23 protein-coding genes are annotated in these 19,624 nt (G+C 47.7%); 17 read left to right on the top strand and 6 right to left on the bottom strand.

What is annotated here, in order from left to right; all coding sequences use genetic code 11:
* On the top strand, positions 1 to 221 hold a 221-nt coding region (locus NAF29_RS07415), incomplete at its 5' end, for a transposase (protein WP_251260244.1).
* Positions 222 to 270: 49 nt separating this feature from the next.
* Complete coding sequence (locus NAF29_RS07410; protein ID WP_251260877.1) at positions 271 to 1,242, top strand: integron integrase; 972 nt, start codon at positions 271 to 273, stop codon at positions 1,240 to 1,242.
* 23 nt (positions 1,243 to 1,265) lie between these two features.
* Here the strand turns inward: NAF29_RS07410 and scpB are convergent, their stop codons facing one another.
* From scpB to NAF29_RS07390, 4 genes are read right to left on the bottom strand one after another with little or no spacing between them, the layout of a single operon-like run.
* Positions 1,266 to 1,871: an SMC-Scp complex subunit ScpB gene (gene scpB, locus NAF29_RS07405; RefSeq protein ID WP_285817624.1), complete on the bottom strand. Its 606-nt coding sequence runs from the start codon at positions 1,869 to 1,871 to the stop codon at positions 1,266 to 1,268.
* A gap of 7 nt (positions 1,872 to 1,878) precedes the next feature.
* The gene (locus tag NAF29_RS07400) at positions 1,879 to 2,724 is read right to left on the bottom strand and encodes a segregation and condensation protein A (RefSeq protein WP_251260875.1); all 846 of its coding nucleotides are present in this window, start codon (positions 2,722 to 2,724) and stop codon (positions 1,879 to 1,881) included.
* 11 nt (positions 2,725 to 2,735) lie between these two features.
* Positions 2,736 to 3,356 carry an L-threonylcarbamoyladenylate synthase gene (locus tag NAF29_RS07395; RefSeq protein ID WP_251260874.1) on the bottom strand — a complete coding sequence of 207 codons (621 nt, stop codon included), beginning with the start codon at positions 3,354 to 3,356 and terminating at the stop codon, positions 2,736 to 2,738.
* Positions 3,357 to 3,404: 48 nt separating this feature from the next.
* Complete coding sequence (locus tag NAF29_RS07390) at positions 3,405 to 4,277, bottom strand: PHP domain-containing protein (RefSeq protein WP_251260872.1); 873 nt, start codon at positions 4,275 to 4,277, stop codon at positions 3,405 to 3,407.
* Positions 4,278 to 4,637: 360 nt separating this feature from the next.
* Between NAF29_RS07390 and NAF29_RS07385 the strand changes: the two genes are divergently transcribed.
* The 12 genes from NAF29_RS07385 to NAF29_RS07330 all read left to right on the top strand — a co-directional run bounded on the left by NAF29_RS07385 (position 4,638) and on the right by NAF29_RS07330 (position 14,941).
* Positions 4,638 to 6,245 carry an anthranilate synthase component 1 gene (locus NAF29_RS07385; RefSeq protein WP_251260871.1) on the top strand — a complete coding sequence of 536 codons (1,608 nt, stop codon included), beginning with the start codon at positions 4,638 to 4,640 and terminating at the stop codon, positions 6,243 to 6,245.
* A complete protein-coding gene (locus tag NAF29_RS07380) occupies positions 6,238 to 6,855 on the top strand; it encodes an aminodeoxychorismate/anthranilate synthase component II (protein ID WP_251260870.1) in 618 nt (205 codons plus the stop codon). The genes NAF29_RS07385 and NAF29_RS07380 overlap by 8 nt, the downstream gene beginning before the upstream one ends.
* Positions 6,856 to 6,859: 4 nt before the next feature.
* Positions 6,860 to 7,891 carry an anthranilate phosphoribosyltransferase gene (gene trpD, locus NAF29_RS07375; RefSeq protein ID WP_432763227.1) on the top strand — a complete coding sequence of 344 codons (1,032 nt, stop codon included), beginning with the start codon at positions 6,860 to 6,862 and terminating at the stop codon, positions 7,889 to 7,891.
* Positions 7,891 to 9,267, top strand: a complete 1,377-nt coding sequence (gene trpCF / locus NAF29_RS07370) for a bifunctional indole-3-glycerol-phosphate synthase TrpC/phosphoribosylanthranilate isomerase TrpF (protein ID WP_251260867.1) — start codon at positions 7,891 to 7,893, stop codon at positions 9,265 to 9,267. Before trpD ends, trpCF begins: the two co-directional genes overlap by 1 nt.
* An 11-nt stretch (positions 9,268 to 9,278) precedes the next feature.
* Positions 9,279 to 10,475, top strand: a complete 1,197-nt coding sequence (gene trpB / locus NAF29_RS07365) for a tryptophan synthase subunit beta (protein WP_251260866.1) — start codon at positions 9,279 to 9,281, stop codon at positions 10,473 to 10,475.
* Positions 10,472 to 11,284 (top strand): tryptophan synthase subunit alpha, encoded by an 813-nt coding sequence (trpA, locus tag NAF29_RS07360; RefSeq protein ID WP_251260864.1) that lies wholly within the window; start codon positions 10,472 to 10,474, stop codon positions 11,282 to 11,284. The genes trpB and trpA overlap by 4 nt, the downstream gene beginning before the upstream one ends.
* A 176-nt stretch (positions 11,285 to 11,460) precedes the next feature.
* Positions 11,461 to 12,018, top strand: coding sequence for a type II secretion system protein (locus tag NAF29_RS18230; RefSeq protein ID WP_285817623.1), 558 nt, complete (start codon positions 11,461 to 11,463; stop codon positions 12,016 to 12,018).
* Between the two features lie 61 nt (positions 12,019 to 12,079).
* Complete coding sequence (locus tag NAF29_RS07350) at positions 12,080 to 12,712, top strand: flavin reductase family protein (RefSeq protein ID WP_251260863.1); 633 nt, start codon at positions 12,080 to 12,082, stop codon at positions 12,710 to 12,712.
* Positions 12,713 to 12,865: 153 nt separating this feature from the next.
* A complete protein-coding gene (gene ppnP, locus NAF29_RS07345) occupies positions 12,866 to 13,177 on the top strand; it encodes a pyrimidine/purine nucleoside phosphorylase (protein ID WP_251260861.1) in 312 nt (103 codons plus the stop codon).
* 28 nt (positions 13,178 to 13,205) lie between these two features.
* Positions 13,206 to 13,865 (top strand): hexitol phosphatase HxpB, encoded by a 660-nt coding sequence (hxpB, locus tag NAF29_RS07340; RefSeq protein WP_251260860.1) that lies wholly within the window; start codon positions 13,206 to 13,208, stop codon positions 13,863 to 13,865.
* Positions 13,862 to 14,590 carry a pteridine reductase gene (locus tag NAF29_RS07335; RefSeq protein WP_251260859.1) on the top strand — a complete coding sequence of 243 codons (729 nt, stop codon included), beginning with the start codon at positions 13,862 to 13,864 and terminating at the stop codon, positions 14,588 to 14,590. The genes hxpB and NAF29_RS07335 overlap by 4 nt, the downstream gene beginning before the upstream one ends.
* Positions 14,591 to 14,740: 150 nt before the next feature.
* Entirely contained in the window at positions 14,741 to 14,941 is a 201-nt protein-coding gene (locus NAF29_RS07330) for a zinc ribbon domain-containing protein (RefSeq protein WP_251260858.1), read from the top strand.
* A gap of 36 nt (positions 14,942 to 14,977) precedes the next feature.
* Here the strand turns inward: NAF29_RS07330 and NAF29_RS07325 are convergent, their stop codons facing one another.
* Positions 14,978 to 15,598, bottom strand: a complete 621-nt coding sequence (locus NAF29_RS07325; protein ID WP_251260857.1) for a riboflavin synthase subunit alpha — start codon at positions 15,596 to 15,598, stop codon at positions 14,978 to 14,980.
* Between the two features lie 83 nt (positions 15,599 to 15,681).
* Here NAF29_RS07325 and NAF29_RS07320 point away from each other — a divergent pair, with 83 nt between their 5' ends.
* Genes NAF29_RS07320 through NAF29_RS07310 form a run of 3 tightly spaced genes read left to right on the top strand, consistent with a single transcriptional unit; the run spans position 15,682 to position 18,656 of the window.
* Positions 15,682 to 17,046, top strand: coding sequence for an MATE family efflux transporter (locus NAF29_RS07320; RefSeq protein WP_251260856.1), 1,365 nt, complete (start codon positions 15,682 to 15,684; stop codon positions 17,044 to 17,046).
* The gene (locus NAF29_RS07315) at positions 17,046 to 18,050 is read left to right on the top strand and encodes a DUF3080 family protein (protein WP_251260854.1); all 1,005 of its coding nucleotides are present in this window, start codon (positions 17,046 to 17,048) and stop codon (positions 18,048 to 18,050) included. The genes NAF29_RS07320 and NAF29_RS07315 overlap by 1 nt, the downstream gene beginning before the upstream one ends.
* Positions 18,051 to 18,062: 12 nt before the next feature.
* Entirely contained in the window at positions 18,063 to 18,656 is a 594-nt protein-coding gene (locus NAF29_RS07310; protein ID WP_251260853.1) for an SRPBCC family protein, read from the top strand.
* Between the two features lie 72 nt (positions 18,657 to 18,728).
* On the opposite strand, the gene NAF29_RS07305 is transcribed toward NAF29_RS07310, so the two are convergent.
* Entirely contained in the window at positions 18,729 to 19,583 is an 855-nt protein-coding gene (locus NAF29_RS07305; protein WP_251260852.1) for a PA4780 family RIO1-like protein kinase, read from the bottom strand.
* Between the last annotated feature and the right edge of the window lie 41 nt (positions 19,584 to 19,624).

Below are 19,624 nucleotides of genomic sequence, written 5' to 3'. Positions count from 1 at the left end.
TCCCCGCTTTGACAAATGTCGCTAACCTCATCAAAGGCCGCTTGTGGGGAATTCTAAATGCGATGAGGCATCAAGTCTCAAATGGTTTAGCGGAGGCCCTCAACAGTCGCATAAGAACCATCAGAGTCCGAGCTCATGGCTTTCGTTCAAAAGAGCGATACAAGAACGCCATCATGTTTCATTTTGGAGGGTTAGATTTGGCGCCAACCCACCACAATTAATGAAGGGCCATAAATAAACAGTGAAATTTACTTAAGGAATATACTCGGTATGGAAACCAGACGTTCCGAATCGCTACAAGCCGCATTCCAAAAGGCTATCAAGGTTAGGCACTATGCATTCAAGACAGAAAAGACCTATTGGCACTGGATTCGTCAGTATCTTTTTTTTCATGGAATGGGACACCCAAAGGAGCACAATGAAACTCATGTTGAGACATTCCTAAGTGATCTTGCAGTCAAAAAGCATGTCTCCCCTGCCACACAATCTATCGCATTTAATGCCGTGTGTTTCTTGTTCCGTCATGTATTGAATCGGCCATTGGAAAATGTGAATGCCACTCGTGCAGCGCCCAAACGTAAATTACCCATAGTGCTTACAAGAGATGAGATCGCTTCTGTCATTAACAGGCTCAATAACAAATTTAAACTAATGGTGGGGTTGATGTACGGAAGTGGGCTGCGGGTTGCTGAATGCCATCGTTTAAGGATTGGCGATATTAATTTCAATCTCAAAACCATAACTGTGCGGAACGGAAAAGGTAACAAAGACCGGGTGACTCTCATGCCCACAAACCTCGTTGACGCCATTCGCCAACAAGTTGATGCAACGATTCTTCTACACCGAGCAGACTTAGATGCAGGTTTTGGCCAAGTATCTCTCCCGTATCAGTTAGCAAGGAAATACAAAGGCGCAGATCGAAGCCAGCAGTATCAATACTTATTCCCATCAAGCCATTTGGCGGTTGACCCCAGAGATGGGGTATTCAAACGTCATCACCTGCATGAAAAAGGGTTGCAACGAGGGGTTAAAAAAGCAATTCGTGCAGCTGGCGTGAATGATCTGGCCAGTTGTCATACCTTTCGTCATAGCTTTGCAACGCATTTACTCGAGTCGGGTACCGATCTTAGAACCATTCAAGAATTATTAGGCCACAACGATATTAAAACGACTCAAATTTACACACACGTATTGGGACAGCACCAATCGGGCGTGAAGAGTCCTTTTGACATGATGTTCTAAGCGCTTGAACTCTGCCGATGCGGCTAGGAATCAGCTTGAGGTTTATTTGCATCTGCGAATAGCGGATATTCGGCAGCAAGAGCTTGCTCTCTGGCGTTGTCAGGTAGTGCCAGCTCTGGCAGCTCAGACAAGCTTTTGAGGCCAAAATAATCCAGAAATACCGGCGTTGTTGCGTATAGCGCAGGTCTACCTGGGACTTCTTTGTGGCCGATTATCTTAACCCAACCTCTTTCTTGCAATGTTTTCATAATTTGTGTGGACACAGAGACGCCACGAACTTGCTCTATTTCAGCACGAGTAATGGGCTGCCGATAGGCGATCAGCGAGAGTGTTTCGAGCGTTGCCCTTGAGTAACGCGGCGCTTTTTCAGTCCACAACAATGCTACATACTCTGAAACGGCAGGTGCGGTTTGAAAATGATAGCCAGACGCGACTTCAACCAAGTGAACACCTCGTGTCTCATAATCTTGCATGATGGCATCGAGTGCTTCTCGAATGCGGGGCAAAGGTACAGAAAATGGGCTGAGAACTGATTCTCGCAATGCAGTGGGCGTCATGGGTTGCTCAGCCACGAATAACGCGGCTTCGATGATCTGTTGCAGTTGCGTGTTACTCATACGGTTTCCCATACACCACCTATTCGGTCAACGCGTGCAAAGGCTCGCTTTGGACTTTATCACGCACATGTATGGGAGCAAAAATGGCATTTTGCGTGAGTTCAATACGCTGCTCTTTGGTGAGCTCAAGAATTGCTAAAAAAGTCACAACCACGCCTGCTTTTCCTTCGAACACGTCAAATAGCCTGGCGAATTCGACCCATTGAACGCCATTGAGTCGACTCAATACCTGCGCCATGCGCTCTCGTGTTGACAACACTTCACGCTCAACATGATGATGGTCGAACGCTTTTGCTCGCTTCAAAATGCTTGCAAAAGCCGTCATCAAATCGTCGAGCTCCACGTCCGGAGGCACGCGCTCAGGTTTTATCGCATCGTCTACGTGAGCGCTTGCATGAAAAAAATCGCGCTCACTTCTGGGCAATTGGTCCAGTTCTTGGGCTTTCAATTTGAACCATTCATATTCTTGCAAACGGCGAAGAAGCTCTGCTCTGGGATCATCTTCTTCGTCGTCTTCTTCAACATGTTTAGGCAATAGTAAGCGTGACTTAATTTCAGCAAGCAGGGCCGCCATTAATAAGTATTCCGCTGCCACTTCAAGCTTCAATTCTTCCATCAAAGCAATGTATTCCATGTACTGATGGGTAATTTCAAGCACCGGTAAATCTAAAATATCGAGCTGATTTTTACGAATGAGGTAAAGCAGAAGGTCCATCGGCCCTTCAAATGCTTCTAAAATAACTTCCAACGCATCGGGTGGAATATAAAGGTCAACAGGTTGCTCAACAATGGCTTCACCTCGCACATACCCCAGCGGCAACGGTTGCTGTTGCATTTGGGGTGATTGAGAGGTGTTGTCGGTCATGGGCAAACGGCTTAATTAAACGCGGCCGGATCACCTGTACCTTCGCGCAGAATGTCTGGGTCGCCCTCGGTTAAATCAACCACGGTTGTTGGCGACTCTCCGAGGTGCCCACCATCAATGATCAAATCCACCAACTTGCCTAATCGCTCTTGAATTTCAACTGGATCAGACTCTGCCACGGTCTTATCTGGCAAGATGAGGGTGGTGGACATTAACGGCTCTCCTAGCGCTTCAGTGAGGGCTAGAGAAATCACGTTATCGGGCACGCGAATGCCGATTGTTTTACGTTTTGGGTTCATTAAACGACGCGGCACTTCTTTGGTCGCTTTTAAGATAAACGTATACGCACCCGGTGTATTATTTCGGATAAGGCGAAATGCGGGATTATCAATTTTTGCATAAAGCGAAAGCTCAGAGAGATCTCGACATACCAAGGTAAAATTATGATCTTTATCAATCAGTCGAATTCGACAAATTCGCTCGAGTGCGCGCTTGTTACCTATATTGCAGCCAATGGCGTAACCAGAGTCGGTGGGGTACACCACAACTCCGCCACTGCGAATAATTGCAGCCGCTTGATTAATTAGTCGTGCTTGAGGGTTTTCAGGGTGAATTTCAAAAAATTGACTCATTACTTAACCGCCTTGCAGGTGCCTAACACTATGTTTACTCGCGTTGGGCTAAACTTCATTCCATCGCTGCCAGACCGGAGTTAAACCTTCCGGTAGGTGCAGGCTTCTTCCTAATTCTCGTCGACCTCCAGGAAAGTGAAAGTCGGAGCCCTGCGATGCTAACAGCTTGTATTGTTTTGCTAAGTCAGCCAGCTTTTGCCGCTGATTTGGTGTTTGTTGGCATTGTGCCACTTCCGTTGCAGCTCCGCCAGCCTCAGAAAAATACTGGTATAGACGATGCAACCAACTTTCAGACATTTTGTAATCTAACGGATGCGCTAGCACCGATAAACCACCAGCGCCCTGAATCACTGATATGGCCTCTTCAATACTACACCAAGGCGGTGACACATAGGCCTTTCGGCCTTTACGAAGGTATTTTTTGAAGGCTGTTTTCTCTTGCGATACCCATCCTTCTTTCACAATCAGGCGAGCAAAGTGGGCACGAGTCACTTGGCCGTCTCCGGCGATACGTTTAACCTTTCCCCACGCATCTTCCAACCCCTTTGCCTGTAGCCGTGCGGCAATGGTTTTAGCCCGCAATGAACGGCGCTCAGCCTGAGCTGCTAGTAACGTCAGTAGAGCGGTGTTGGTTACATCAAAGTGCAATCCCACAATGTGGATTTCCATGCCTTCCCAAGCACACGAGATCTCAACGCCAGATATCACGTCCACTCGCGGAGATAATGCCGCGCCTGCAGCCTTTGCAGTTTCATATCCATCAATGGTGTCGTGATCAGTTAATGCCAATATATCCACTTGATTGTTACTGGCACGCATAAGTAGCTCTTCTGGCGTTAATGCACCATCTGAGCACAAGCTGTGGCAGTGCAAGTCTATGCGGCACTCCGATAACGGTTTAGATAATTGCAAAGAATTCAAAAATTTGACTCAACAGGTAATTGCGTAAAAACGCGTTTGCAGATCATTAATGTTGCCGTAATTGCTCGAATTACTTGACAACCCTAGCCCAAATAGCTTACCTATTACCCTTAAGAAAAGTAATTAGGCATTCAGAACATGAATATTACGCAGCTGAACCATACAAGCAAGTGGTGGTGGCACTTCCCTAGCGGGTTGTGTATCGCGTAATGGTTGCCTAACTTCAACGAATCGCGAAAGCCCGCTCCAGCAAGAGCGGGCTTTTTTGTGTCTTAACTCTGGCTGGTTAACCCAAAATTTAGGCCTATAAATCATGAGTTTTAGTACATATTTACCGCTGCGCGCAGCATTGGGGGAATCATGAAGACCGTTGCACAAGGTCACGCTAAAGTATTATCGAAAGCTATCGATTATCAGTCAGATCCGTTAGCTTTATATGCTTCTATTTGTCAGGTGGGCGACAAAGCTCATACGATGCTGCTCGATTCAGCTGAAATCGACTCAAAACTGCATACCAAAAGTTTAATGCTGATCGACGCGGCATTGCGCTTTGAATGCAATGGCAGGCAGGTCACAGTTAACGCGCTCTCGGCCAATGGTCAAAGCGTGTTGCCGTTCATCCAACAAGAACTAGCTCGCAAAGCTGTGATTTCTGGCGACAATAAATGCCTTACAGCTACGTTTGAAATGCCTCAAAATGGTTTAGATGAAGAGTCTCGGCTCAAAGCAAACTCCCCTTTTGATGCACTCCGCAGCGTAGTGGATTCAATACAAACTGAATCCGATGAACCTAACGCGGTATTCTTAGGTGGCGTATTTGCCTACGACATGATTGCCAGCATTGAAGATTTACCCCAAGTCCCCGATGGCGAAAACAGTTGCCCGGACTTTGTCTTCTATTTAGCCGAAACCTTGCTTCACATTGATCATGTTCAACAGCAAAGTCATTTAGTGGCGAGTATTTTTGGTGGCGAATTTGCGCAATCTGTTGAACTGGGCATGAGCCAGCGCATTGCACAAATTAAGACGTTGGCAAGCGATGCTACGCTTCATTACGCCAGCTCTGGCCAACAGTCGACTAATAACGATGTTGCTGTCAGCATGGATGACACGACATTTCGCAACCACGTTGATGCTCTCAAACACAATATATTCATTGGTGATATTTTTCAGGTTGTGCCTTCGCGCACATTTAGTTTGGCATGCCCCGACAGCTTGTTGGCTTATCAAGCGCTGCGGATTAGCAACCCCAGTCCATATATGTTTTTTATGCATGATGCCGACTTTACTCTATTCGGCGCCTCTCCTGAGTGCGCTGTAAAATTCGACTCAGATTCGCGTGATGTTGAGGTTTACCCGATTGCCGGGACACGCCGCCGTGGATTCAATGAAGACGGCTCGATTAACGCCGACTTAGATGGCCGAATTGAATTGGAATTACGGCTGGATAAAAAAGAGCTCTCTGAACACTTAATGTTGGTGGATTTAGCGCGCAATGATGTCGCTCGAATTTCTGAACCCGGTACTCGCCACATTGCCGACTTGCTTAAAGTAGACCGCTACTCTCATGTGATGCATTTGGTCTCTCGAGTGGTCGGTAAACTGCGTCAAGATCTCGATGCGTTATACGCCTATCAAGCATGTATGAACATGGGCACTTTAACCGGCGCGCCTAAAATTCGCGCTTCACAGCTCATTCGCTCGGTGGAACAAGAGCGTCGCGGCAGCTATGGCGGAGCCGTTGGATATATTAACGGCACAGGCTCGATGGACACCTGCATCGTCATTCGTTCTGCTTTCGTCAAAAACCAAGTAGCCCACGTTCAAGCCGGAGCCGGTGTGGTGTATGATTCAGACCCACAATCAGAAGCTGACGAAACCCGTTCCAAAGCACAAGCTGTGATCAACGCAATTCGACACGCCAATCAACAAATATCAAACCATGAAGGAGCGCAAACGCATGAGTAAGGCCGCGATTTTCCTCCTCGACAATTTTGACTCGTTTACCTACAACCTGGTGGATCAATTTCGCAGTGAAGGTTTTCCGGTCACAATTTATCGAAATAACATTGCTGCGCTAGATATTATGGCAGCCATTGAAGCCACTCAAGAAAATGTGGTTCTGGTGCTTTCACCTGGCCCCGGTGCACCGCATGAAGCCGGCTGCATGAGCGAACTCATTACTTTAGCTCGCGGAAAAGTGCCTATGATCGGCATTTGTTTAGGCCACCAAGCGCTCATTGAAGAATTTGGCGGTACCGTTGGTTCCGCTGGCGACATTGTGCATGGTAAAGCCTCGAGCATTGATCACTGCGGCGCCGAAATGTTTACCGGATTACAACAACCATTACCAGTGGCTCGCTATCACTCGCTGATGGGCACTCAAGTGGCAGGTGGACTGGAAGTGATTGCTGATTATGAAGGCATTCCAATGGCTGTTATGCACAAAGAACAACGCATCGTGGGCATGCAATTTCACCCCGAGTCGGTATTAACCACAGACGGTGCAAAACTTCTAAACCAAAGTTTAGCGTGGGCTCTGGCATCACCACTTGAGCCATCAGCTGCTCAAAAATAGGGATATGAGTATGAATCAATTTTACGAATCACTCTGTGCAGGTCAATCTCTCACGACCGAACAGTCACGTGAATTATTTGCCGAAATTGTTGGTGGCGAAGTCGACCCTATTTTGATGGCGGGCTTGCTCACGGCACTGAAAATTAAGGGCGAGACGCCCGATGAAATCGCAGGTGCAGCGCAAGCATTGCGACACGCAGCCAAGGAATTTCCTCGCCCTGCCGGACAGGTCGTGGATATTGTAGGCACCGGAGGAGATGGCCTTAATACCATTAATATTTCCTCCACCAGCGTATTAGTGGCTGCTGCTGCTGGCGTCACCGTATGTAAGCACGGTAACCGGAGTGTGTCTTCTAAATCCGGTTCGGCTGATCTACTTCGCACGCTTGGCGTAAACATTAGCATGTCACCCAATACAGCCGCCCAAGCGCTTGAACAAAGCAATGCATGTTTCATTTTTGCGCCCGAGTATCATTCCGGCATTCGCCATGCGATGCCAGTCCGAGGGGCTTTAAAATCACGCACTATTTTCAATGTTCTTGGGCCGCTTATTAACCCAGCCAGCCCAGATGTGATGTTATTGGGCGTGTACGCTCCGGAGTTGCTTGAACCCATCGCTAAAGCCTTGGTGCAATTAGGCGTCACCCGTGCATTTGTGGTTCATGGTTCAGGCCTAGACGAAATTGCATTACATGGCCCCACTCAAATTGCAGAAGTGAATCAGAGTGAGATTACGCTGAAAACGGTAACGCCCGCTGATTTTGGTGTGGAACAATACCCAGTGGAAGATTTGGTCGGGGGTACCCCCGAAGAAAATGCTGAGATAGCCGCCGCTATTTTGGCCGGAAACGGCACCTCCGCACACAATGCAGCGATTGCTGTCAATGTAGGGGCTGTTTTGTATCTCACTGGCAAGGCTGAATCCTTGATTGACGGCACATCTCAAGCGCTTGATGTCTTGGCATCGGGAGCAGCAATTGAAACACTGGCGACCTTATGTGCCGTCAGCAACAGCGACGCAGGAGAGTCCGAGTAATGCTCGAAGACACTATTTTAGGCAAGATCGTTGATGACAAACGCGACACTCTTGTCCACCTCAAGGCCGAACGCCCTTTAAGCACGTTTCGTGAGGAAGTCGGCACGTCCGATCGGGATTTTTACACTGCGCTTCGTGCCATCAAGCCGGCGTTCATTTTAGAATGTAAAAAAGCCTCTCCATCAAAAGGTTTGATCCGCGAGCCGTTTAATTTGGATGAAATTGCTCAGGCTTATTTACCCTGGGCCAGCGCTATTTCTTGTCTCACCGACACTCAGTATTTTCAAGGCTGTATGGCGTATCTAAAACAAGTGCGCGATCAAGTCACTCAGCCGGTGATCCTGAAGGATTTTGTCATAGACCCTTATCAAATTTATTTGGGTCGCTTGCACGGTGCAGATGCTACATTGTTGATGTTGTCGGTGCTCACCGATGACGAATACAATTCGTTGGCAGACGTGGCACACTCGCTTGGCATGGGCGTACTTACTGAAGTTTCAACGCAAGATGAATTGGAACGCGCTATTGCGCTGAACGCAAAAGTCATTGGGATTAACAATCGCAACCTACGAGATTTAAGCATCGATTTAAATCGCACCTATGAATTGGGTGAACAAATTCCAAGCGACCGCATTATCGTTTCTGAAAGCGGTATTAATCTGCATCAACAAGTCCGTGAATTATCGCGTGTTGCTGACGCATTTTTGGTGGGCAGCTCGTTGATGTCTCAATCGGATGTATCGATTGCTGCACGCCAACTTATTATCGGTTCACATAAAGTTTGCGGCCTCACTCGCGCTGAAGATGCTCTTGCTGCGCAAGGGGCTGGGGCGGAGTTTGGCGGCCTTATTTTTGCCGAAAAATCACCGCGCTACATTTCAGCGGCACAAGCCAAAGATGTGATGGCGGGTGCTGCGCTCAAATACGTGGGCGTGTTTGTCAATGAAGATATCAACACGGTTGCCAACCTAGCACTTGAATTAGGCCTGTCAGCCATTCAACTTCACGGCAGCGAATCGGCTCAATACATTGCACAATTGCGAGATCGGGTCGGTCAAAACATTGAATTATGGAAAGCCCACGGCGTTACCGACAGTATTCCTGATCTGAACATCGCACAGGTTGATCGTCACCTGCTCGATAGCCGTATTGGTCAACAAACGGGTGGTACAGGAACACAGTTCGACTGGTCACTGCTCAAAGGTATCGATCTGTCGAATATCATGATTGCTGGGGGATTGAATCCAGACAATGCAGCACAAGCCGCGGCGCTAAATAGCGCTGGCCTCGATTTCAATTCAGGTGTTGAATCAACACCTGGCATTAAAGATCATCACAAGATTTCTAGCGCATTTGAAGCGCTTAGACACTATTAAGGATTGCATCAATGACAACCTTACTCGACCCGTTTTTCGGCCAATATGGCGGTATGTATGTGCCGCAAATCTTAATGCCGGCATTAAAACAGCTTGAAAAAGCGTTTGTAGACGCGCAAAGCGATCCGGCATTCCATGACGAATTCATGTCGTTATTAAAAGAGTATGCTGGCCGCCCAACGGCGCTCACGCGTTGCCGCAACCTGACCACAGGCACGAAAACAACACTGTACTTAAAGCGCGAAGATTTACTGCATGGTGGCGCACATAAAACCAACCAAGTGTTGGGCCAAGTATTGTTGGCAAAACGCATGGGCAAACATGAAATTATTGCAGAAACTGGCGCAGGTCAACATGGTGTGGCCACTGCTTTAGCCTGCGCATTGATGGGCATGAAATGTAAAGTGTACATGGGTGCGAAAGACATTGAGCGCCAAAGCCCTAATGTGTTTCGTATGCAGCTTATGGGCGCCGAAGTTATTCCAGTTCACTCTGGTTCGTCAACGCTTAAAGATGCCTGTAATGAGGCTCTTCGAGATTGGTCTGCAAGTTATGAAAAAGCGCACTACCTGCTCGGTACTGCTGCGGGCCCTCACCCGTTCCCAACCATCGTTCGCGAATTTCAAAAGATGATTGGCGAAGAGACCAAACAACAGATTATGCAAGCTGAAGGGCGATTGCCTGATGCGGTCATTGCTTGCGTGGGCGGTGGTTCAAATGCCATTGGTATGTTTGCTGATTTTATTCCCAATGAAGAGGTGCGTTTGATTGGTGTAGAGCCTGCCGGACACGGCATCGAATCGGGCGAGCATGGTGCGCCTTTGAAGCATGCCAAAGACGGCATTTTCTTTGGTATGCGCGCACCGCTAATGCAAGACAGTGACGGGCAAGTCCAAGAGTCTTACTCAGTGTCTGCCGGTCTTGATTTTCCATCAGTGGGGCCACAGCATGCGTATTTGAATTCGATAGGCCGTGCTGAATATGATTCGGTAACCGACGACGAAGCATTGGATGCATTCCAAGAACTTGCGCGCCACGAAGGCATTATTCCTGCGCTTGAGTCTTCGCATGCACTGGCTTATGCACTGCGCAACGCACGAGAGAACCCAGAGAAAGAACAATTGCTTGTGGTGAACTTGTCAGGGCGTGGCGATAAAGACATTTTTACCGTTCATGAGATTTTGAAAGAAAAAGGAGTCATGTCATGAGCAATCGTTATGAAGACATGTTCAAACGTTTAAACGCCAAAAACCAAGGCGCTTTTGTTCCTTTCGTTACCATTGGCGACCCAAATCCAGAATTAAGTTTGGACATCATTCGCACGTTAGTCACTAGCGGTGCAGATGCCATTGAGTTGGGCATTCCTTTTTCTGATCCTTTGGCCGACGGTCCAACGATTCAAGGCGCAACCATTCGAGCTCTGGACAGCGGCACCACGCCCAAAGTTTGTTTCGACATTATTGAAAAAATTCGAGCTGAATTTCCCGAATTACCCATTGGCCTGCTGATGTACGCTAACTTGGTGTTTGCTCGTGGTATCGACAGTTTTTATCAGCAATGTGCGCAAGCTGGTGTCGATTCAGTATTGGTTGCTGATGTCCCCATTGAAATGAGTGCTCCGTTTGCTGATGCCGCTAAAGCGAACAACGTGGATGCTATTTTCATCGCGCCTCCAAATGCAGATGACGCCGCGATGGCTGAACTGGCACGTTTAGGTAGCGGCTATACCTATTTGCTGAGTCGCGCAGGCGTTACAGGGGCTGAAACGGAAGCAGGCATGCCGATTACTGCGTTACTCGACCGCTTAAAGCAGTACGATGCGCCCCCTCCACTACTAGGTTTCGGTATTTCACGCCCAGAACAAGTGAAAGAAGCAATCGAATCGGGCGCAGCGGGTGCTATTGCTGGCTCTTCAGTGGTCAAAGTGATTGAGCACAATGTGGATGATGGCAAGGCGTTACTTGAAAATATGGCGCAATACATTTCATCGATGAAAGCAGCAACTCAATTGTCATAAGCTGTAACTGATTGTTTTTAAAAGCCACCTTAGCGGTGGCTTTTTTATGTCTGAAAATCAATTCTGGTCGATGCTTTCTTTCCTTGGCATCTTCATCACATTCTTAACAACATTACTCGCAAAAGTACGCTTTACTCATACGCTTATTAGATGTTCTGTTGCGCACTGACCCACCCATGAAATTGAAATTTGGGTTCACACTGATTGAATTAGTTTTAGTGGTCATCGTGTTAGCTATTTTGGCGGTGACGGTATTGCCTCGCTTTGTCAATCTCAAAACCGATAGCTACGAAGCTTCATTGGCTAGCATTCATGGCACCATTGCCGCGGCAAATGATATGGTCGCAAGTGAAATTTATGTGCGCCCACAAAACCTAAATGCAGCGCGAAGTAGATTCACACTATCCGACGGCCAAATCATTCGAATTCGAGCAGGGTTTCCAGACGGGCGTTGGAATCAAACGTTTCAGCATATTGTAGACATTAGCGGTGCCGACCAAGTCAGCACTCAACTATGCAGTACCGCCAACTGGTGTGTAAGGCAACGGGGCAATAACTGGTTTCGAAACCAAGGATTGACTGCCGCGACCGAGGGCCGAGGGTTTGTGCTGTTTCCGCGCGGCTATAACTTTAATACTCAGCGCTGCTACGCCTACTTTTTTACCCCAAACGGCTCTGCCACTCCTGCGAATCCGTTGCCGCCCGTTCATGGTGTAGATCACGAAGAATGCTAACACTGATCGCCTTTTCTTAAATTCTCGTAGTGATCACTGAACATTGAAGTGAGAAATCATCATGCAATTTAATACTCAGCAGTTCCAGCACATGGATCAGCGATTCAGGGCCAACTTCATGAATAGCCTATCGGGCTTTAAAAGTGCAAACTTAGTCGGTTCAATTAGCAATGGCGGCATTCATAATTTAGCCATGTTCAGTTCGGCTGTGCACATTGGCAGTGACCCTGCGTTAGTGACTTTGGTGTCTCGTCCCGACTCGGTGAATAGAGACACCCTGTCCAATATCAAACAAAACAATAGCTACACCATTAATCAAGTCAACACTGCTATCTATCAAAGAGCGCATCAATGCGCAGCGCGATATCAGCCCATCGAGTCAGAATTTAGTGCCGTTGGATTAACCCCCGAGTTTAGTGCCAATATAGCCGCTCCATACGTTCTAGAATCTCATATCAAAATGGGCTTAGAGCTTCGTGAGATCATCCCGATCAAACTCAACGGTTGTGTGTTTATCATTGGTGAAATCATAGAAGCTCAGGTTATTGAAGCGGCCATTGGGATAGATGGGAACATTAACATTGAGGCAACCGAAGCGGTGGCTATATCAGGCTTAGATCGCTACCACACCACCAACGCTTTATCTCGGTTAAGTTACGCTAAACCTCATACACCTTTGCGTGAGATTGACTAAAACAAACACCTTATCTTCAATATTTTAAGACGCCTTAAACATAGCGAAAACTGGATTTTATGCGCCGTTCGAGGTATAAGCTTGCCGTATAAATTCAAATCATAATGCTATGAACCGCTAGATGTTCAAGCCCATTCGCTTTAGGAAATAAACATGAGTCAATTTGACAACGTATCAATCATCAAAAAAGCCAACATTTACTTCGACGGTAAAGTCTCTAGCCGCACAGTGCAATTTGCTGATGGTACCCACAAAACACTCGGCTTAATGGCTGAAGGCGACTACACATTTTCCACAGAAGCTGCGGAATTAATGGAAATATTGGCCGGTCACGTTGAAGTAAAACTTGCAGGACAAGAGAACTGGCAAACGGTTGTGGGCGGTGAAAGCTTCAATGTTGATGCCAACTCATCATTCGACATCAAAGTGACAGGCATTGCAGACTACTGCTGTTCATACCTGTAAGCCCACCTCAAACGGAGCGCAAAACGGCATGAAAGCCATTATTTTCGATATGGACGGAGTTCTGATCGACTCCGAACCATTTTGGCAGCAAGCGGAAGTCGATGTATTTAATCGTCATGGTGTGCCGGTGACATTTGAAATGGCCGAGAGCACAATGGGGCTTCGAATCGACCTTGTGGTCGAGCACTGGTTTAAACATTACCCGTGTGATGCATCCGTAGCGCAGCTAAGCCGAGAAATACTCGACGCCGTAGGTGAGTTAGTGGCGGAGCAAGGCCAGGCTATGCCCGGCTTGTTTGAATGCCTTAAACGCATTCAACAGCTTAATGTGCCCATTGGCCTTGCCACCAGCTCTCCGTTGCCGTTGGCTCACACGGTGATTCAACGGTTAGGACTAGAGTCTGTATTCAATGCAGTACTCAGTGCAGAAAAAATGCAATACGGTAAACCTCATCCGCAGGTTTATCAGGATTGCGCCGAGGCATTAGGGGTTTCGCCGTTAGACTGTTTAGCAATTGAGGACTCAATTACCGGTCTTATTTCTGCCAAAGCCGCACGCATGAAAGCTTTGGCCGTGCCGCCTGAAATATTTTTCAACAAATCAGGCTATGGTATCGCCGATCTAAAGCTTTCTCGATTAGACGAGCTCACTAACACTCATTTAACTGAATTGGGGTTTAGCGTTTGAGCGAGCACCCGGTTGCTTTAATTACAGGTGCGGCTCGCCGCATCGGTGCAGAAATAGCTCGCCAATGCCATGACGCAGGATATTGTGTGGTATTGCATTGCCGCCATTCAACCGTTGAGGCGGACGCGCTGTGCCAGCAATTGAATCAACAACGCGACCACTCTGCATGTGTCATTCAAGCAGACCTATCGATTGATACCGACATCAAATCGCTTGCGGAACAGGCTTTAAAACCTTGGCGGCGTCTCGATCTTCTTATCAATAACGCCTCTAGTTTTTATCCTACTCCGTTGGGAACTATTGACTCCAAACAGTGGCAAGACCTATTCGCCAGCAATGCCTATGCGCCTTTAATGCTGTCGCAAGCACTGGCTCCAGCGCTTCAGGCGCAACAAGGTAGTATTATTAATTTGGCAGACATTCACGCCCAACGCCCCCTCAAGCAGCACACGGTTTACTCCATGGCGAAAGCAGCCAACGTCACCATGACACAGAGCTTGGCGAAAGAGTTTGCACCGCACGTACGCGTAAATGCAGTGGCACCTGGGGCTATTATTTGGCCAGAAAATAGCAGTGAATATGAACAACAAACGCGGCTCAAACATATTCCGTTGCAACGTTCAGGCGATCCATCAGATATTGCTCAAGCCTGTTTATTTTTGGCTTCAGCTCCTTACATCACGGGCCAAGTTCTAGCCGTTGACGGCGGAGCAAGCTTGAATTAGTACAAACCGTGTTTTAATTGGCTCACAATTTTAAATAGTCAGTGCCGCAGTGCTTTTACGTAGATCACCTTTCGCGACTGAACATCAAAGCGTTTAGGTGGCTTGAACTAAAATCAAAACACCGATGACTGCTCTATCACAGGTGTTTGCATGCCACTTCCCGAAAAAAAGATCTGCTGTCCACATTGCGATTACACGTATCACTTGCCGATTGACGATTCAGCAGGCAGCCAAGACTTTTACGATGATTGCCCTAACTGTTGTTGTAGTTTTCGGGTACGGCTGATGTTTGATCCCATTCACCAAGTGTCTCGCCTGACGGTAGACTCAGATGATGAGCAAATCTATTAAGCCAGTTCATAGTATTCGACTCAACTCGGCGAACCGCTAGGCCGAATGTCGCTCGCGAAGCACGCGCTCAACGGTATCAACAACCGCTTGAGTTTGACTATCTATCTCGATGTTGACGTGATCACCCACGGTTCTGCTATTTAAGTTAGTCATGCGCCGCGTTTCGGGAATCAAATGAACGCTAAAGCGTCCATCAACGACTTGCTCCCCAATGGTCAAGCTAATACCGTCAATCGCAATATAGCCCTTGCTCAACACATAGTTGGCATGTGATGCTGGCACTTGTAGAAAGACATCGAGGTTGCCATCGTTTTCAATACGTTCAGTAATTTGTGCTTGGCAGTGAATATGCCCCGATAGCAAATGCCCACCAATCTCATCACCAAAACGGGCTGCGCGCTCAATGTTCACTGCGCTATCTACCTGCAACTCGCTTAAGTTGGTCAAACGAAGTGACTCTTCAATCACATCAAACTGGGCCCAGCTGTCGGCAAAATCAACCACGGTTAAGCACGTTCCATTCACGGCGATGCTAGCGCCTGTTTCCAGACCCACTAAAAAATCTGCACTCGGCATATCAATCACAAGTGTGCGAATACCGCGCTGATCGGTCACTGAACGAATACGCCCTTGACCTTGAACAATACCTGTAAACATACAAATCTCGATAGGTAATATGAGTCTGCTAGCATACCATAGAGCCTCATGCTTTCTTGAAGCCTAACGCGTGCCTTTTACTAATGCCTTACTCTAAACGCAACGAAATTACTCACCTGCTGAGATTATCTGCACCGATTGTCGCAGCCCAAGTTTCCTCAACTTTGATGGGGTTCATTGACGCTGTCATGGCTGGCCAAGTCAGCGCAACCGATTTAGCGGCTGTGGCCGTTGCCAACAGTATTTGGTTTCCTGCGCTGTTGCTCGTGATGGGAATACTAATGGCGTTGCCGCCTATCATCTCACATCATATCGGCGCGAATACACCAGACCGGGTCCGTTCTGAAATGCATCAAGCATGGTGGCTTGCGCTGGTTTGCTCTATCGGTTCAATGCTATTGATTCAATTCGCGCCACTGATCTTGAATTCAATGACGGTAGAACCCGAACTCAATCGTTTGGTGATTGAATACCTTGAAGCCGTGATTTGGGGCGCTCCGGGTTTTGCAGTGTATTTAGTACTGCGCAATACTTCCGAAGGGTTATCGTTTACCAAACCCAGCATGTGGATTGGTTTTCTCGGCTTAGCGGTTAATATTCCACTCAACTATATCTTTATTTATGGAGAGCTCGGGGCCCCAGCGATGGGCGGCGCAGGGTGTGGCGTAGCAACCGCGATATCGATGTGGCTGATGGGCATTGGTATGTTTATTTGCGTTCGGGTTCACCCATTCTTTAGGCCATTCAACTTACTGAAAAAGCTCGAATGGCCAAATTTCAAAGCCATGTGGACACTATTCCGATTAGGTTTCCCTATGGCGCTGGCGTTCTTTTTTGAAGTGAGCATCTTTTCGGTGGTTGCCGTATTACTTGCCCCCTTGGGGGCCGTGGTGGTTGCCGGACATCAAGTGGCGTTAAACTTTAGTTCCATAATCTTTATGCTGCCGATGTCGTTGGGTATGGCGATCTCTATTCGTATGGGATATCGGCTCGGGCAAAAAGACGGAAAAGGCTGTTTCTTTTCTTACAAGACAGGCCTCACCATAGGGTTGATCTTAGCGTGCATCACCGCCTTATTCACCTTGTTGCTCAGAGAGTCTATTGCGAGTATTTATAGCAACAATCCCGAAGTTGTTGCGTTGGCAAGTACACTTCTCATGATTGCCACGCTCTACCAATTTTCAGACACGGTTCAGGTCATTGGAGTGAGTGCGCTTCGAGCCTTCCAAGATTCCAGTGGAATCTTTATTATTACGCTTGTTTCCTATTGGATGATGGGTTTTCCGGTCGGTCTTATATTGGGCCTAACAGATTGGATTACAGCGCCCATGGGCCCGCAAGGCTTTTGGATTGGGTTTATTGTCGGTTTAACTGCTGCCGCGATTATGTTGTCGCTGCGGCTTTATCGCTGGAAGATAAAGCTGAAACACGATGGGTTATGGGTCTAATGTTTAGGGTCGCTGGAACGGTTGCTCTATTACTTTCATTGCTTGCTTGTGAGCGGTTTGCTGCAGATTCAGTTCTTGCAGATTATCCGCAACGCTTAGCAAATGTGACTCAATCTCACGTTCACTTGAACCCGCCACTACTACAGGTTTTACCGCCGATATCGCGCAATTCAACAGCCGCAGCAATGCAAGCGCAGCAATTGGACATTACAGATTGGTGGCAGCTCAAAGATTGTGACTTTCAGCATCTGCTCGCACAACGAAACAGCTCACTAGGACGAGTGCAACAACCCTCCATTCGGCTCCGATATGAAGTTGAAATTCTCATGGCGCTACAGCACTGCGTAGCCACAACGGAATCGCAGTCCAGCCGCGATATTTTGCTCGATTTAATCCCCATAAAAACTCAACAAATCAAAGCCGTTTGGCAACACATGTGGGTGTCGGATCCAAGCTTAGTGGCTTTGTTTGGTGTACAAGAGCAGCCTATTACCGATAATGCGGGCTTGGTCGAATTGGAAAAGTCACTCCAACATTTGAGCGCGTTGTTCAACGCCTATCAAGATGGCAACTTGCCGCTTACATTAACGCTGCTGAGTGATCTTGAGCAACACTTGCAGTCATTGCACACCAATACATATTTGCCACAACTCTGGTTTGGACTTCGAGAAGCACAGGGAGCATTACAAGCTGCAACTACTGTACTCAGTCATAGCGAAGCGATTTCATGTCATTTAGGCAAGCCTTCTGCAGATGCGCGCCAAGCTCAGACATTCTTTAGGCAATATTACGTGAGCCAAGTGCAGCCTTATATTGCGCAACTCAATGCAGGTCACCGCCGGATCGCGCCCCTACTCAATCGCTTATCGCAAACATGGCCCGAGACATTGCAGCAACGCTTAACGTTGTTAACGCCCAAACCGAGCGTTACAGCGCTCACTAAATCTCATGCAATCGAGTGGCAAAAGTTATTTAAACGCTGCGGTCTTGCCACCGCAGGTTAAATTCTAACGCGCATGACGCTTGTCATTGCAACCGAATTCATTACCATGGCGGTACATCATGATGTATGGACGAGTTTCGTGAAAATTATCTTAAAAAGTGTGTTGGTCTTGTGGGTCATCGTATTAATTGTGGGCTTTATGCTGCCAAAAGAATACGAGGTCAGCCGAAGCATCATTATTAATGCTGATGTTGCGTCGGTGCATGCCTATTCGGAAGACTTAGAGCTTTGGCAGCAATGGCAACCATGGCAAGACGCAGATCCCACGGTAAAAATTGAGTTGGGGCCGATCACGCGAGGCGTGGGTGCTAGCCAAGCTTGGCGTGGTGAGGGCGGTGATGGTGAGCTGCTGTTTACTCAAGTACAGCCCAATAAAGGTATTGACTACGACGTTTGGTTTAACGGAAAGCAAGATCAAGCAAAAGGCTTTTTGACTTACCGTGCAATTTCAAACGAGGAAACAGAAGTGACTTGGACCATGACTGGCGCTGTACAAACACCTATCTTTGGCGGGTATTTGGCATTGATGATGGATAACATGGTGGGACCGTCGTTCCAGCTTGGGTTATTCAAACTTCGCTCGTTAATTGAAACGGGGCAAGTGTAGCCAACAATAGAAGCACCTGCGAAGTATCGCGGGTGCGCATTCAGCGCCGGAGCATGACCAACCGCATTTATGCTAATCTTCGGCTGCTGTTCGAATGCGCTCCAAACGATCTTGCTCTTCTGCGAACGCCGCTTTAATTTCTTCAATCACAGAGTCGACATCAGCCGCTTCATTGCTGTCTTCGAACACCCCTGTTAATTCTGTTTCGGAAGTGAGTTCCCCCGCCTCGAACAGCGACCAAATTTCGTCGGCATAGCGCGTTTGAGACAACTGCGGTGCAAACTCAGAATAGTACCGGGTCATGTTATTTACATCACGGGCAAACATCGCTTGCGCATTATTATTGGCAGCGGCATCGACGGCTTGCGGCAAATCGATAATCACCGGTCCATACTCGTCCAACAAGACGTTAAACTCAGACAAGTCACCATGCACAATACCTTCGCAAAGCATCAGCACGATATAGTGCATCATCACTTCGTGATCTTCTAAAGCCTGCTCTTCTGACATCGTCACGTCATTCAGGCGCGGAGCAACATCACCTTCATCATCGGTGACCAACTCCATTAGCAGCACACCGTCGATGCAGACATAAGTATCGGGCACTCGCACACCCGCTTTGGATAACCGTGTTAACGCATCGACTTCGGCGTTTTGCCAAATCTCTTCTTGTTGTTTGCGACCAAATGACGAACGTTTTTCCATGGCGCGCGCTCGGCGACCATTTCGAACTTTGCGCCCTTCTTGGTACTGCGCTGCTTTTTTAAAGCTACGCTGCATTGCATCTTTATAGACTTTCGCACAACGGATTTCGCCACGGCTTCGGACAATGAAAATATCAGCTTCTTTGCCGCTCATTAGGCGACTTAAAACCTCATCGATCAATCCATCATCGACCAGCGGTTGAAGACGTTTAGGTACTTTCATGAAAACCTTTTGCGAAAATCAGAATAAAAAATAGCAGCGTT

Source organism: Echinimonas agarilytica, assembly GCF_023703465.1.
Classification (GTDB): Bacteria; Pseudomonadota; Gammaproteobacteria; order Enterobacterales; family Neiellaceae; genus Echinimonas; species Echinimonas agarilytica.
Note: the sequence above shows the minus strand (reverse complement) of the source record. Positions and strands in the feature narration are given on the sequence as shown.

What these genes read in the sequence shown, in the direction of transcription:
- NAF29_RS07410 (WP_251260877.1), top strand. Translation starts at nt 271, where the DNA reads ATGGAAACCAGACGTTCCGAATCGCTACAAGCCGCATTCCAAAAGGCT.
- scpB (WP_285817624.1), bottom strand. Translation starts at nt 1,871, where the DNA reads ATGGGAAACCGTATGAGTAACACGCAACTGCAACAGATCATCGAAGCC.
- NAF29_RS07400 (WP_251260875.1), bottom strand. Translation starts at nt 2,724, where the DNA reads ATGACCGACAACACCTCTCAATCACCCCAAATGCAACAGCAACCGTTG.
- NAF29_RS07395 (WP_251260874.1), bottom strand. Translation starts at nt 3,356, where the DNA reads ATGAGTCAATTTTTTGAAATTCACCCTGAAAACCCTCAAGCACGACTA.
- NAF29_RS07385 (WP_251260871.1), top strand. Translation starts at nt 4,638, where the DNA reads ATGAAGACCGTTGCACAAGGTCACGCTAAAGTATTATCGAAAGCTATC.
- NAF29_RS07380 (WP_251260870.1), top strand. Translation starts at nt 6,238, where the DNA reads ATGAGTAAGGCCGCGATTTTCCTCCTCGACAATTTTGACTCGTTTACC.
- trpD (WP_432763227.1), top strand. Translation starts at nt 6,860, where the DNA reads ATGAGTATGAATCAATTTTACGAATCACTCTGTGCAGGTCAATCTCTC.
- trpCF (WP_251260867.1), top strand. Translation starts at nt 7,891, where the DNA reads ATGCTCGAAGACACTATTTTAGGCAAGATCGTTGATGACAAACGCGAC.
- trpB (WP_251260866.1), top strand. Translation starts at nt 9,279, where the DNA reads ATGACAACCTTACTCGACCCGTTTTTCGGCCAATATGGCGGTATGTAT.
- trpA (WP_251260864.1), top strand. Translation starts at nt 10,472, where the DNA reads ATGAGCAATCGTTATGAAGACATGTTCAAACGTTTAAACGCCAAAAAC.
- NAF29_RS18230 (WP_285817623.1), top strand. Translation starts at nt 11,461, where the DNA reads ATGAAATTGAAATTTGGGTTCACACTGATTGAATTAGTTTTAGTGGTC.
- NAF29_RS07350 (WP_251260863.1), top strand. Translation starts at nt 12,080, where the DNA reads ATGCAATTTAATACTCAGCAGTTCCAGCACATGGATCAGCGATTCAGG.
- ppnP (WP_251260861.1), top strand. Translation starts at nt 12,866, where the DNA reads ATGAGTCAATTTGACAACGTATCAATCATCAAAAAAGCCAACATTTAC.
- hxpB (WP_251260860.1), top strand. Translation starts at nt 13,206, where the DNA reads ATGAAAGCCATTATTTTCGATATGGACGGAGTTCTGATCGACTCCGAA.
- NAF29_RS07330 (WP_251260858.1), top strand. Translation starts at nt 14,741, where the DNA reads ATGCCACTTCCCGAAAAAAAGATCTGCTGTCCACATTGCGATTACACG.
- NAF29_RS07325 (WP_251260857.1), bottom strand. Translation starts at nt 15,598, where the DNA reads ATGTTTACAGGTATTGTTCAAGGTCAAGGGCGTATTCGTTCAGTGACC.
- NAF29_RS07320 (WP_251260856.1), top strand. Translation starts at nt 15,682, where the DNA reads ATGCCTTACTCTAAACGCAACGAAATTACTCACCTGCTGAGATTATCT.
- NAF29_RS07315 (WP_251260854.1), top strand. Translation starts at nt 17,046, where the DNA reads ATGTTTAGGGTCGCTGGAACGGTTGCTCTATTACTTTCATTGCTTGCT.
- NAF29_RS07310 (WP_251260853.1), top strand. Translation starts at nt 18,063, where the DNA reads ATGACGCTTGTCATTGCAACCGAATTCATTACCATGGCGGTACATCAT.
- NAF29_RS07305 (WP_251260852.1), bottom strand. Translation starts at nt 19,583, where the DNA reads ATGAAAGTACCTAAACGTCTTCAACCGCTGGTCGATGATGGATTGATC.